Source organism: Psychrosphaera aquimarina (assembly GCF_032461525.1).
Taxonomy (GTDB): domain Bacteria; phylum Pseudomonadota; class Gammaproteobacteria; order Enterobacterales; family Alteromonadaceae; genus Psychrosphaera; species Psychrosphaera aquimarina.
In genome coordinates this window covers 405,759-419,819 of the sequence record NZ_JAWCUA010000007.1, presented here as the reverse complement: position 1 = coordinate 419,819, position 14,061 = coordinate 405,759, and the positions used below count along the sequence as shown (strand labels likewise).

At 38.2% G+C, this 14,061-nt stretch carries 10 protein-coding genes and 1 tRNA gene; 9 read left to right on the top strand and 2 right to left on the bottom strand.

Annotated elements, in window-relative coordinates:
* Positions 1–220 precede the first annotated feature (220 nt).
* On the top strand, positions 221–1,048 hold the full coding sequence (locus RT723_RS08485; RefSeq protein ID WP_315946649.1) for a DHHA1 domain-containing protein: 828 nt from the start codon (positions 221–223) through the stop codon (positions 1,046–1,048).
* Between the two features lie 104 nt (positions 1,049–1,152).
* Here the strand turns inward: RT723_RS08485 and RT723_RS08480 are convergent, their stop codons facing one another.
* Positions 1,153–2,949, bottom strand: a complete 1,797-nt coding sequence (locus tag RT723_RS08480; protein ID WP_315946648.1) for an acyl-CoA dehydrogenase C-terminal domain-containing protein — start codon at positions 2,947–2,949, stop codon at positions 1,153–1,155.
* A gap of 419 nt (positions 2,950–3,368) precedes the next feature.
* Between RT723_RS08480 and RT723_RS08475 the strand changes: the two genes are divergently transcribed.
* The 4 genes from RT723_RS08475 to RT723_RS08460 all read left to right on the top strand — a co-directional run bounded on the left by RT723_RS08475 (position 3,369) and on the right by RT723_RS08460 (position 7,564).
* Complete coding sequence (locus tag RT723_RS08475) at positions 3,369–4,121, top strand: electron transfer flavoprotein subunit beta/FixA family protein (protein WP_216054221.1); 753 nt, start codon at positions 3,369–3,371, stop codon at positions 4,119–4,121.
* Positions 4,118–5,044 (top strand): electron transfer flavoprotein subunit alpha/FixB family protein, encoded by a 927-nt coding sequence (locus tag RT723_RS08470; protein WP_216054220.1) that lies wholly within the window; start codon positions 4,118–4,120, stop codon positions 5,042–5,044. Before RT723_RS08475 ends, RT723_RS08470 begins: the two co-directional genes overlap by 4 nt.
* 652 nt (positions 5,045–5,696) lie before the next feature.
* Positions 5,697–6,767 (top strand): SMP-30/gluconolactonase/LRE family protein, encoded by a 1,071-nt coding sequence (locus RT723_RS08465; RefSeq protein WP_315946647.1) that lies wholly within the window; start codon positions 5,697–5,699, stop codon positions 6,765–6,767.
* Between the two features lie 164 nt (positions 6,768–6,931).
* Complete coding sequence (locus RT723_RS08460; protein ID WP_315946646.1) at positions 6,932–7,564, top strand: FecR family protein; 633 nt, start codon at positions 6,932–6,934, stop codon at positions 7,562–7,564.
* A gap of 90 nt (positions 7,565–7,654) precedes the next feature.
* Here the strand turns inward: RT723_RS08460 and RT723_RS08455 are convergent, their stop codons facing one another.
* A complete protein-coding gene (locus RT723_RS08455) occupies positions 7,655–8,722 on the bottom strand; it encodes a cysteine synthase A (RefSeq protein WP_315946645.1) in 1,068 nt (355 codons plus the stop codon).
* Positions 8,723–9,021: 299 nt separating this feature from the next.
* On the opposite strand from RT723_RS08455, the gene RT723_RS08450 reads away from it, so the two are divergent.
* The 4 genes from RT723_RS08450 (at position 9,022) to infB (ending at position 13,952) form a co-directional block, all read left to right on the top strand.
* A tRNA-Met gene (locus tag RT723_RS08450) sits at positions 9,022–9,098 on the top strand.
* 214 nt (positions 9,099–9,312) lie between these two features.
* Positions 9,313–9,771: a ribosome maturation factor RimP gene (rimP, locus tag RT723_RS08445; RefSeq protein WP_216054216.1), complete on the top strand. Its 459-nt coding sequence runs from the start codon at positions 9,313–9,315 to the stop codon at positions 9,769–9,771.
* Between the two features lie 23 nt (positions 9,772–9,794).
* Positions 9,795–11,291 (top strand): transcription termination factor NusA, encoded by a 1,497-nt coding sequence (nusA, locus tag RT723_RS08440; protein WP_216054215.1) that lies wholly within the window; start codon positions 9,795–9,797, stop codon positions 11,289–11,291.
* Between the two features lie 24 nt (positions 11,292–11,315).
* A complete protein-coding gene (gene infB / locus RT723_RS08435) occupies positions 11,316–13,952 on the top strand; it encodes a translation initiation factor IF-2 (RefSeq protein ID WP_315946644.1) in 2,637 nt (878 codons plus the stop codon).
* The last annotated feature ends 109 nt before the right edge of the window (positions 13,953–14,061 follow it).

The window sequence follows — 14,061 nt, the reverse complement described above, 5'->3', positions numbered from 1 at the left end:
AACAGATCCTAATAAATTTACAATATTGATAGCAAATACGATTGTATAGTTATGTTATACGTTAAAGATGACAAAGTGGATCTTATTGAATTATAAAAATAATTATATTTAATTTAACAAGATAACAAATAATTAGGGTTTTATCTGGCTGTTGCCGAGGTTTTACTTCAGAATTGCAGCCTTGATCTTGAAATCGTTAGTTTTGTATATAGGAATATTAATGTCTCACTTGTGTATTTATCATAAAAGTTGTCCAGACGGGTTTGGTGCAGCATTGGCTGTAAATGTATTTTTGCAACGAGAGCACAGTGAGGATGAACATGAATGGTTACCGGCTCGTCATGATGACGATGCCCCTGATGTTACGGGAAAACATGTTTACATTGTTGACTTTGCATACTCTAGAGAAACGTTAATCAAGATGCACGAACAAGCAGCTTCGTTAATTGTTATCGACCATCACAAAACCGCACAAGCCGCATTGGAAGGTTTGGATTTTTGCCAATTTGACATGAGTAAAAGTGGCGCATATTTAGCGTGGGAATATTTTAATAAAGACTTACCGGTACCTAAGTTAATTGCTTATATTCAAGACCGTGATATTTGGCAATGGAAATTACCGGATAGCAAAGAGTTTTCAGCGGGTTTGCAGTTGATTGAAATGAGTTTCGAAACTTGGGGGGAGTTGTTAACGGATGAAGCTGTTTTGCCAATTATAGAGCAGGGTAGAACGATCTTAGCTTATCAACAAATGGAAATTAAACGTGCAATGAAGAAAACACCAGAGATGATCACCTTATGTGGTTATTTAGTTCCTTGTGTTAATACCACCACACTTATTAGTGATCTGGGTAATGAGTTATGTCAAGGTCATCCGTTTGCGGCTATGTATTTTGAAACAGAAAATAAACGTATTTACTCTTTACGTTCAGCCGAGGACGGTATTGATGTTTCTGCAATTGCCAATAAATTTGGAGGCGGCGGCCACTTTCATGCTGCTGGCTTTTCAATAGAAAAACCGCCAATTACCTTCCCTAAGCTTGATTAACCGTTATCGCTTTTCGTTTAGTATAACGAGTTTATTAACAGGATAAATAAGGCCGCGTAATATACTTTAATACGCGGCTTTATTATTTATTCTATGTCTTTTATTTAAAAAACAAAATGCTCTGAATCTATAGCCATCATGCTGTCAGCGCCGGCGGTGATACAGGCAACATGACCTTTAGCTCTTGGTAATATTCGGTCAAAATAAAACTGACCGGTTTGTATCTTAGCTAAATAGAAGTCTTTTTCTTCTGTCCCTTCATCCAGTTTTTGTTGTGCACATGCCACCATCTTCACCCAATAATAAGCTAAGGTTATGTAACCTGAGTACATTAGATAATCAACCGATGCGGCGCCAACTTCATCTGGATTAGTTGCTGCTTTTTGACCAATGTCCATCGTGGTGGTTTGCCATTCTTGCAGGTAACTACCTAATGTTTGGCAATAGTTCGTTAATGCAGGATTTGTCGCATTAGTTTGGCAAAAGCTAACAACTTCAGAGGCAAACCCTTTTAATAATTCACCTTTAGAACCTAATACTTTACGGCCTAATAAATCGAGTGCTTGAATGCCTGTGGTCCCTTCATAAATACAACTAATTTTGGTGTCACGTAATAATTGTTCCATGCCCCATTCTTTAATAAAGCCATGCCCACCAAACACTTGAATACCATGACTAGTAGATTCTAGACCGGTTTCAGTTAAAAAGGCTTTAGCTATAGGTGTTAAGAAGGCAAGTTTTGCTTCAGCTTGTGCTTTCTGTTCTTCATCATTACTTGCATGAGTTATGTCGACAAGTTGGGCTAAATCCGAGGTTAATGCACGTCCCCCTTCGGCAAAGGCTTTTTGAGTTAACAGCATACGCCTTACATCTGGATGCACTATGATTGGATCTGCAGGTCCGTTAGGATTTTTTACACCAGACATAGAACGCATTTGTAATCTGTCTTTAGCATAAGCTAATGCTCCTTGGAATGAAGCTTCAGATGCAGAAACGCCTTCGTTGGCTACGCCTAAACGAGCGGCATTCATAAAGGTGAACATACAATTTAAACCACGATTGATCTCGCCGATTAAATAACCTTTTGCATTATCAAAATTGATCACACAAGTGGCGTTAGCATTGATCCCCATTTTATGCTCAATAGAACCACAATTAACGCCATTCCGATCTTCAATATCGCCATTGTCTGAGATATTAAATTTAGGAACTGCAAATAGCGAAATTCCTCGAGTACCCTCCGGAGACCCTGGAATTCTGGCGATAACGATATGAACGATATTGTCAGAAAGGTCATGTTCACCTGCGGAGATGAATATTTTGCTGCCGTTTAAGCGATAAGAGCCATCATCGTTTAATTCGGCCTTTGTGCGCAACATGCCCAAATCAGTACCACAATGTGCTTCGGTTAAACACATAGTTCCAGTCCAGCTGCCTTCAACTAACTTAGGTAAAAACATTTGTTTTTGGATGTCAGTACCGTGTGCCATCAAGGTGGCTATTGCACCATGACTTAAGCCTGGGTACATGGCAAAGCTATGATTGGCCGCAGACATCATTTCACCCATAACGGTATTAATGGAATGTGGTAAGTTTTGTCCACCAAATTCTTCAGGTAATGATAGAGTCGGCCAGCCGCCGTCAACATACTGTTGATATGCCTGTTTAAAACCATCTGGTGTTGTTACGACACCATCTGTCCAAGTACAACCTTGTTGATCACCTATTTGGTTTAATGGTGCGATGACTTGTTCGGTAAATTTACCAGCTTCAGAGAGGATTGCATCGACCATATCTAGGCTAGCATCTTCGTATCCAAGGGTCGTGTAGTGCGTTTCACAGTCTAATAATTCTTGCATGACAAATTTATAATCGCGAAGCGGGGCTTTATATTCAGGCATTTTTATTTTCTCATTCTGTTGATATTTTGCTGGTCAGACTAGCAGTAAATTGGATGTAATTACAAAGAAATACGGCAGAATTAATTGGAGGGATCACTGCGATTGATGTGGAGGTAATTTAATCAATGTAAAGTATATTTACCATTTAGCGAAATATTCAACTTGCTAATAAACATATCGACTATTGAATAGAGTTATTTAAAATCCATTTAAGTTGATAATATGTTGGTAAATTAATGACAAAGCAGACTATTTTGCCTATATAACACAGTCAGCTATTAAACAATTATGATTTTTGTCATTAAGTGTTAAGAATAAAAATAATTTAAACAACCGTTTGAATTATGTGAAAAATAAAGTAAATTGTTCTGCATTCTGAATATAACAGATATAAAAATTAAAAAAAGTGAGTGATTTTAATGAAAGTATTAGTCCCAATAAAACGCGTTATTGACTACAACGTCAAAGTACGTGTTAAAGCCGATAATTCTGATGTTGATTTAACCAATACAAAAATGGCGATTAACCCTTTTTGTGAAATAGCAGTTGAAGAAGCGGTTCGCCTTAAAGAAGCTGGAACTGCAACAGAAATCATCGTTGTATCTGTTGGTGATAAAACCTGTCAGGAACAATTAAGAACGGCATTAGCACTAGGTGCAGACCGCGCTATTCAAATTGAAACTGACGAATCATTAGATGCTCTTAACATTGCTAAATTGTTGCAGAAAATAGTTGAAGAAGAACAACCTCAACTTGTTATTTTAGGTAAACAATCAATCGATAGTGACAATAATCAAACCGGTCAAATGTTAGCTGCATTAACAGGTATGGCACAAGGCACGTTTGCCTCTGAAGTGGTTGTTGAAGGCGACAAAGTTAATGTGACTCGAGAAGTCGATGGTGGTTTGCAAACGGTTGCGTTAACGCTTCCTGCTATTGTGACAACAGACTTACGTTTAAATGAGCCTCGTTATGCATCATTACCTAATATCATGAAAGCAAAACGTAAACCGTTAGACGTTAAACCTGCTGCAGATTTTGGCATTAACTTAACGGCTCGTACTTCGTTACTAAAAGTGACTCCGCCAGCAGAACGTCAAGCTGGTATCATGGTTGGTTCTATTGATGAATTAGTAGAGAAATTAAAGACTGAAGCGAAGGTGATCTCATGAGCATTTTAGTTTACGCAGAACACGATAATAAAAACTTAAAAACAGAAACGAATAAAACCGTTACAGCCGCATTAAAAATTGGCGGTGATGTCCATGTTTTAGTTGCAGGTACAAATTGTCAATCAGTTGCTGAGCAAGCTGCAAAAATTACAGGTGTGAATAAAGTTTTAGTTGCAGATAATGCGGCTTATGAACATCAACTTGCAGAAAATGTAAGTGCGTTAGTATTAGAAATCGCAGCTGACTATGACACTATTATGGCAACAGCGTTAACAACAGGTAAAAACTTTATGCCTCGAGTTGCTGCTTTGTTAGATGTTGCGCAAATTTCTGACATTATTGATGTTGAAAGTGCAGACACATTTGTCCGTCCAATTTATGCCGGTAATGCGATTGCAACGGTTAAAAGCTTAGATACTAAAAAAGTACTTACTGTACGTGCGACAGCATTTGATGCCGCGGGTTCAGATAACAGTGCTGAAATTGTTACGCTTTCAAATGTAACCGATGCAGGAATTTCTAGTCATGTAAAAGATGAATTAACGGTATCAGCTCGACCTGATCTAGGGGCGGCAAGTATTGTTATCTCTGGTGGCCGCGGCATGCAAAATGGCGACAACTTCAAATTATTAGATGGCATTGCTGATAAATTAGGTGCTGCTATTGGTGCATCAAGAGCAGCAGTTGATGCTGGTTTTGTTCCCAATGATATGCAAGTGGGCCAAACAGGTAAAATCGTTGCTCCAGACTTGTACATTGCTGTTGGTATCTCAGGAGCTATCCAGCATTTAGCAGGGATGAAAGATTCTAAAGTAATCGTTGCTATTAATAAAGATCCTGAAGCGCCAATTTTCCAAGTTGCCGATTATGGTTTGGAAGCAGATTTATTTGACGCTTTACCAGAATTAGAAGCTAAATTATAAAGCGATTTTAATTTAGTAGAGAAAAGGCTGTTTTTTAAACAGCCTTTTTTATTATTAAAATCAGGTGGTTGAGTATTAATCAAGTAGTGAATTAAAAAGTAATCATTGTTTTTGGCATGAGTAATGCTTTGATTAAAGTGTATTAATAAGTTGTTTTCGGATGAAATATTAATACGGACTAAGGGTTAGTCATAATTAACCGAAGCCGATAATTATATTTTAGGAACCAACTTAAGCTGCTGTTGTGCAAGCTCAACTTGTATTGAGAAGCCTGATGTAACTAAACCGGTTCCCACACTGAACACAAGGCGTTCAGGTGTATTATGTTTTAACTTTAGTCTAAAAATTAACATCCAGAATGAGAACCCGATTCTAGTCCTGAGCCGATATAACACGTAAGGAATGTGACTTAATATTTGTTGTGTAGACCCCCAAGCACTGTTAATGGTGTAAAAAAGGGTAACCTGAAAATAGTAACAACACTCCACAATACCCTCATAGGGTTCAGGTTCTAAGTTAAAGGCATTCTGGATATTTTTTTATTTAACAAATACACTTTTTGCATATCAGCAATTATTCCAGTTACCCTCTATTTTTTATTTCATAATCCTATACTGTATTTGTATTACTATTTTTAGAAACAATAAAATAAATGAAATCTATAAAGGTAGTTGCAGTCTTAACCGTCACATTTTTTATCTTATTCGTTTTACTGTGGTTTAATTCTCCAATTCACCCCATTATTTGGCAACCAACAGAAAACCCAAAGTTATCAGGTGTTTTTTCCAAAAATACTAAATTAGATAAAAGTCAGCTTATTTTACAAAACTTAGGCTCAGGTCCAGAAGATATTGTTTTATCGGAAAATGGACGCTTTTATACAGGTTTTGCTGATGGCCGAATTATTAGCTTTATCATTGATCAAAACAAACATTCTGATGTACATCTCCTTACTAATACGGGTGGGCGACCACTCGGTATGAAGTTTACTAACACTGGTGAGTTAATTGTGGCTGATGCGGTTAAAGGTCTGTTATCCATTTCAATGGCTGGTGAGCTCTCTGTGTTAGTAAATATGGTGGATGGTATAAAAATGAAATTCGTCGACCATTTAGATATAGCGGAAGATGGTACAATTTGGTTTTCCGATGCGTCTCAGCGATTTGAACATTCCCAAGTTGAGTATGATTTTATAGAGGGCAGTGCGACAGGTCGTTTATTAAGTTATTCACCTGATACAGCCGAGACCAAAGTGCATATATCAGATCTGTTTTTCGCTAATGGCGTCGCGTTAGGACCCAAAGACGAGTATGTACTGATCAATGAAACGGGCAAGGCTCAAATACATAGATTGTGGTTAAAAGGAGACCAAAAAGGAAAGCGAGATATCTTTTTAAAGGATTTACCAGCTATGCCCGACAATATAACATTTAATGGAAAGGATACATTCTGGATCCCCTTGATCCATTTAAGAGAACCCTTATTAGAGCAAATGGCTTATTACCCATTCATACGAAAATTAATCGGGGGTTTTCCTTCTCATTGGATACAACCAATTAATCAATATGGCTTTGTTATTGGGGTAAATTTAAATGGGGAGGTGATAGCTAACCTGCAAAGCCCAACAACCCTCCATAGCATCACCAGTGTAATTGAATATAAAGGCTCATTAATCTTAGGCAGTTTAGATATGCCAAATGCGGCTATATTTAATTTGGATTGACCTCATAAACATAATTACGGTTTGTTGAATGAATAGTTCATGTTTTGATTAAAATAAATGTACTTTGGGCTTGTCTGGTCGGATCTACTGCCACTATCTTTTTATTGTGTTTAGTTCATAAATAGATAGTATCAACTTTCAAATTTGCGTTAATTGGTATGTGTATGAAAATAAAAATAAGAAACATAATGGCGTTATTTACGTTAACAATGGCAATTTCAGCTCAAGCTACAACGAAAGAAACCGTTGCCACTGTTTTAGCAAAAAAAGGTGATGTAAGTATTATTAGTGCGGATAACATTGTCGCAGCTAAACGTAAATCTACATTAGTAGAACTTGATAAAATAGCCACAGCAAAAGATGCGAAGGCGTCGGTGAAGTTTAATGATGGCACCATTACCACCTTAGGAAGTAACTCTGAGATGTTAATCAAGGGTTATAAGTGGAGTGAAGATGATAAAACACCATCTGCAGAGTTTGAATTAGTTAAAGGTGTATTTCGTACCGTTACAGGTCTTGTAACAAAAGTGTCGAACCCTAGTTTTACCGTTAAAACGCCTATGGGAAGTATTGGTATTCGAGGCACTGATTTTTGGGGGGGCTACTTAGAAGAAGATGCTGTTGATGTTTTGTTTGTTGGTGGTGAACATGAAATTGTAGTCAGCAATGAATTTGGTACAACGGTCTTAACAACCCCAGGTCAAGGCACAACGATAAAAGCTGGAAAAGCCCCTACTGCAGCAAAAGTTTGGCCTAAAAAGAAAGTGGATAGAGCGGTTAAAACGATAACTTTCTAGTACTAATAATAACCTATTAATTGATGATGTTAGTGAGATTGTTTGATCTCACTAACTCATGTTTTCTCTTATATCATTCAGCAAACCAACCTAGCCAAAATCTACCGACTGTAATAACGAGTTATTATCTTGATAGGTTTTAATGAGTTGTTGAATGGTTTGTGATGACGGGTCTATATTCTTTGATGCCAAAAATTCTGGATTATATAACTTAGACTTTGAACGCTCACCTAAATCACAAGCAATAGTCACTATGGTTTGTTTTGCTCCACCATTTAAAGGACCAAATTGTAATGCGCTATAAAGCGCTGCTGTGACGTTTAGGGCACTTGAACTTCCTAACACCAACGCGTCTTGTTTGCGTACATAGTTAGCAACAGTCACAATATCTTTGTCAGGCAAATTAATAGCATGATCAACTTTTGCTTGTTTAAAATTCTCAACCAAACGCATAATACCGATGCCTTCCGTAAATGAACCACCTTCTGTAGCTATGTATTTACCTTGGGTTAAATAATTTAAAATGCCTGAACCATCTGGATCGACAGCAACGGTTTTGATATCACAGTTTTGTGATTTAAGGTATTTCGATATGCCTCCTAACGTACCACCAGTTCCAGCAACTGATACAAAGACATCTATTTCTTTATCAGTTTGCTGATAAATTTCAGGCCCAGTATGTTCAAAATGAGCTTTGGCATTACTTAAGTTCTCAAATTGATTTGCCCACCAGTATTTTGGGTTTTGTTCTGCCATTTGACGAGCTGTATGGTAAAAGTGAGCTTGATTTGAAAAAGGAACGGCATCGACAAGATGTAATTTTGCACCATGCAACTCAATCATTTCTTCTTTTTCTTTGGTTTGGCCTTTAGGCATTACAACATCAAGGTCGTAACCAAGCGATTTTGCAACAATAGCTAAGCCAATGCCTGTATTTCCAGCTGTACCTTCAACAATTGACATCCCCGGTGTTAATTCACCCGATTCAATGGCGTCTTTCACCATTTGAAGTGCTGCCCTGTCTTTAACGGAACCTCCAGGGTTTAAAAATTCACACTTAACATAGATATCACAACCGGTTAATTTGCTTAAACTTTGAATTTTAAGTAGTGGCGTATTGCCTATTAATTCAGATAAATTACTTGAACTGCGATGCATATATTTGTGCCTATATTCAATTTTATATGTTCTGGATGAGATTTTAACTTAACTGCTTACATTCTGCAGCCAAAGTGTAGGGGCAAGTTGGCTTTATTTAAACAAATTGATCAGCTATTTAGCAAACTAACAACTATATTTTGCAAATAGACGGCTATTAACTTGAATCTATTCATATAGCCAGTATAATGCCCCGCAATAACGCTGGGTTAATAACTTTGTAGTAAATATCAAAGTGAGTGATTCAGCTGCTAGTCTTTGGAATTAGACTTTAAAAAGTTAGCCAAGTAATTTACGGACGCGGGATGGAGCAGTCTGGTAGCTCGTCGGGCTCATAACCCGAAGGTCGTTGGTTCAAATCCAGCTCCCGCAACCAATTTAGTAAGAATTGGATTTTTAATTAAGAAGTTATGAGCTTAATTAATGCGTAAATTATAAAGGTAGTTGTTCGCCTCGTACATTCGGGGCGTTTTAGGTTTTTAACCTGCTACTTTGACAGTTTGTATTGTGAGTTCAATATAAGTTGAGCTCATGGAACTGGGGCTTATAGCCCTTTTTTTGTACTTGTTTTTAGCAATAGGAGAGGTAATTTGACCAATCTAGAACTGCGTTTAACCGAAATGTTAACTCCTGCAGTAAGTGCCTTAGGTTTTGACTTATTAGGCATTGAATTTGTGCGTGCAGGTAGTCACTCTACTTTACGTATATTTATAGACCATGAAAATGGGATAACTGTGGACAATTGTGCAGACGTTAGCCGTCAAGCCAGTGCAATTTTAGATGTGGAAGATCCTATTACGAATGAGTACAGCTTAGAAGTCTCATCTCCGGGTGTTGATCGCCCATTGTTTACACTTGCACATTTTGCTGCAGTCGTAGGCGAAGAGGTAAGTGTTAAACTAAACGTACCACAAGATGGACGTAGAAATTTCAAAGGCACATTGGTTTCAATCGAAGACGATATGATAAATGTTGAAGTTGATAATCAAGTGTTTTCTTTATTAATTGATAATGTCTCGAAAGCAAATTTAATTGCTAAATTTGGCTGATCATACAAAGGAGCGAGATAATAATGGCAAAAGAACTATTATTAGTGGCAGAAGCGGTATCGAACGAAAAAGCCGTACCACGTGAAAAAATATTTGAAGCGTTAGAGTTTGCTTTAGCAGCTGCAACGAAAAAGAAGAGCCCAATTGAAATTGAAGTGCGCGTTAAGATTGACCAAGAAACGGGTGAATACGACACTTTCAGACGTTGGTTAGTGGTTCCTGATGATCATCAAATGGAAAATCCTGTAGCAGAGATGAGTATCTCGGCTGCACAGTATGATCAACCAGAACTTCAACTTGGTGATTATGTTGAAGAGCAAATTGAATCGATTAAATTTGACCGTATTACGACACAAATGGCGAAACAAGTCATAGTGCAAAAAGTACGTGAAGCTGAACGCGGACAAATCGCTGATGCTTACCGTGGCCAAATTGGTGAATTAATCACAGGTATCGTTAAAAAAGTAAATCGTGACAACGTTACGTTAGACCTTGGTAACAATGCAGAAGCGGTTTTATATCGTGAAGATATGATCCAACGTGAAACGTTCCGTCCAGGTGACAGAGTACGTGCATACTTATACGCAGTTAGACCTGAAGTACGTGGCCCGCAATTATTTGTAAGCCGTACTAAACCAGAAATGCTAATTGAATTATTCCGCATTGAGGTTCCAGAAATTGGTGAAGAGATGTTGGATATCGTAGCTGCTGCTCGTGATCCAGGTTCTCGTGCTAAAATTGCTGTGAAATCAAATGACCGTCGTATTGACCCAGTTGGTGCGTGTGTTGGTATGCGTGGCGCTCGAGTACAAGCTGTTTCTGGTGAGTTAAACGGTGAACGTGTTGATATCGTATTATTTGACGATAACCATGCACAGTTTGTTATCAATGCAATGTCTCCTGCTGAAGTAGCGTCAATAATTGTTGACGAAGATCGTAAATCAATGGATATCGCAGTTGCAGAAGATAACTTAGCAATGGCAATTGGTCGTAGCGGTCAAAATGTACGTTTAGCAAGTCAATTAACTGGCTGGGAATTAAACGTAATGACTGTTGCTGATATGGCTGAAAAGCACCAAGCAGAAAACAGTAAAACAATAGAAGTATTCATGAAAGGCCTAGAACTTGATGAAGACTTTGCCACTATGTTAGTGGAAGAAGGTTTCTCTTCATTGGAAGAAATCGCTTATGTACCAGTAGCTGAACTATTAGAAATTGATGGTTTAGACGAAGATTTAGTTGAAGAGCTACGTACTCGTGCAAAAGCAGCGTTAACAACTCAAGCGTTAGCAAATGAAGAGTCATTAGAAAATTCAGAGCCTACTGAAGAGCTATTAAACCTAGAAGGCGTTGACCGTCATTTAGCGTTTGTATTAGCAAGCAGAGGCGTTACAAATTTAGAAGAATTAGCTGAGCAAGGCACAGACGATTTAGCAGATATTGAAGAACTAGGCGAGAAAAAAGCCGGTGAATTGATTATGGCTGCTCGTAATATTGTTTGGTTTAGTGATGAAGCTTAAGGCTCAATGGAGGTAGTTAAGAATATGACAGAAGTGAGTTTAGACAAACTAGCACAAGATGTAGGTACTCCAATTGAGAAATTGGTTTCTCAGTTCGCAGATGCAGGTATTACTAAAAAAAATGGTGATATGGTTAATGAAGGCGAAAAGAAACAGCTTTTGGAACACCTAAGCAAAGCCCATGGTGGCGAAGGCGCTGAGCCAACAAAAATGACATTACAACGTAAAGTTAAAACGACTTTAAGTGTAAATAGTGGTTCAGGTAAATCTAAAGACGTTCAAGTTGAAGTTCGTAAAAAGCGTACGTTTGTTAAACGTACTGCCGCTGAATTAGCAGCAATTGAAGAAGCTGAAGCGAAAGCGAAAGCCGAAGCCGAAGCTGAAGCGAAAGCCGCAGCAGATGCACGTGCTAAACGTGAAGCTGAAACAAAAGCGAAAAAAGAAGAAGCCGCTGCCGCTAGAAAAGAAGCAGATGCCAAACGTAAAGCGGACAATGCATCTAAAGCGTCAACTAAAAAAGTTAAAAAACCTGGTGAAACTGACGAAGAACAAAAACTTCGTTTAGCGTTAGAGCAGGAAGCGTTGAAAAAAGCGGAAGAAGAAGCTGAGCGTTTAGCGTTAGAAGCTAAAAAAATGGCTGAAGCGAACGAAAAAGCTTGGGCTGAAGAAGAAGAGAAACGTAAATACAAATTAGAACATGAAAATGAAGATGACCTTCATGTTCACTCTTCTGTATATGCACAGTTAGCTGAAGACGACGAAGATAAACGTGAAGAAAAGAAACGTCGTAAAGGTAAGAAATCTGGTAAAGCAACGGCTGATGAAGTTGCACAGTTAACTGGTCGTAGACGTAAGAATAAACCACAAAACCAACATGCATTCCAAAAACCAACTGCACCAGTAGAGCAAGTGGTTAGCATAGGTGAAACTATCTCTGTATCTGAATTGGCATCTCGTATGTCTATTAAAGGTACTGAAGTAGTGAAAACTATGATGAAAATGGGTGAAATGGTTACTATTAATCAAATTTTAGACCAAGAAACAGCAACGTTAGTTGTTGAAGAAATGGGTCATAAGTTTGTATTAACGAAATCAAATGAACTTGAAGTTAAAGTATTAGCTGAACGTGATTCTGGTAAAGGTGATGCAGTTTCTCGTGCGCCAGTTGTTACTGTAATGGGACACGTTGACCACGGTAAAACATCATTACTTGATTATATTCGTAAAGCCAATATTGCTGATGGCGAAGCGGGTGGTATTACTCAACACATTGGTGCATACCATGTTGATACCGACAACGGCATGATCACTTTCTTAGATACTCCAGGACATGCTGCGTTTACGTCAATGCGTGCTCGTGGTGCTAAAGCGACGGATATCGTTATATTAGCGGTTGCAGCAGATGATGGTGTTATGCCTCAAACAAAAGAAGCGGTTCAGCATGCGAAAGCAGCTAACGTACCTTTAATTGTTGCGGTTAATAAAATAGATAAAGAAGCGGCAGATCCAGATCGCGTTAAAAATGAGTTAGCTCAATTAGACGTTATCCCTGAAGACTGGGGCGGAGATACACAGTTTATCCACGTTTCAGCTAAAACGGGTGAAGGTATTCCTGAGCTACTTGAAGCAATTAACCTTATTGCTGAAGTACAAGAATTAACAGCGGTTGATCACGGTGCAGCACATGGTGTTGTTATCGAATCTCGTCTTGATAAAGGGCGTGGTCCAGTTGCAACCGTTCTTGTTCAAGAAGGTGAGCTGAAAAAAGGCGACATCGTTTTATGTGGTTTTGAATATGGCCGCGTAAAAGCAATGAAAGACGAAAATGGTAAAGAAATTTTATCAGCTGGTCCTTCTATTCCAGTTGAGATATTAGGTCTTTCTGGTGTACCTGCTGCCGGTGATGAAGCAACTGTTGTACGTGATGAACGTAAAGCTCGTGAAGTTGCTAACTCTCGTCAAGGTAAATACCGTGAAGTGAAACTTGCTCGTCAACAAAAAGCTAAGCTTGAAAACATGTTTGCTAACATGGAAGAAGGCGATGTTTCTGAATTAAACATTGTGCTTAAAACAGATGTACAAGGTTCATTGGAAGCAATAACTGAAGCATTAACAAGTCTATCTACTGATGAAGTAAAAGTGATCATTGTTGGTAGTGGCGTTGGTGGATTAACTGAAACAGATGCATCTTTAGCGCAAGCTTCAAATGCGATAGTTGTAGGCTTTAACGTTCGTGCAGACGCAACAGCGCGTCGTTTAATAGAACAAGAAGATATTGATTTACGTTATTACAGCGTAATTTACTCTCTAATTGACGAAGTTAAACAAGCAATGTCTGGTCTATTAGCACCTGAATTTAAACAACAGATCATTGGTCTTGCAGAAGTTCGTGATGTATTTAAATCGCCTAAAATTGGTGCAATCGCTGGTTGTATGGTTACCGAAGGTACCATTAAACGTAGTGCGCCAATTCGAGTCCTACGTGATAACGTGGTTATCTACGAAGGTGAGCTTGAGTCATTACGTCGCTTTAAAGACGATGTTCAAGACGTACGAAACGGCATGGAATGTGGTATCGGCGTTAAGAACTATAATGATGTTAAAGTTGGCGACCAAATTGAAGTATTTGAAGTAGTAGAAATTAAACGTACTATTTCTTAAATGACAATATGCTTATAAAAAAGGGAGCGGTAGCTCCCCTTTTTCGCTTAAAGTTAGTGATTAAATAATAGTAATTTAATAAGTTAATCTATTAAATTGATAACATCAA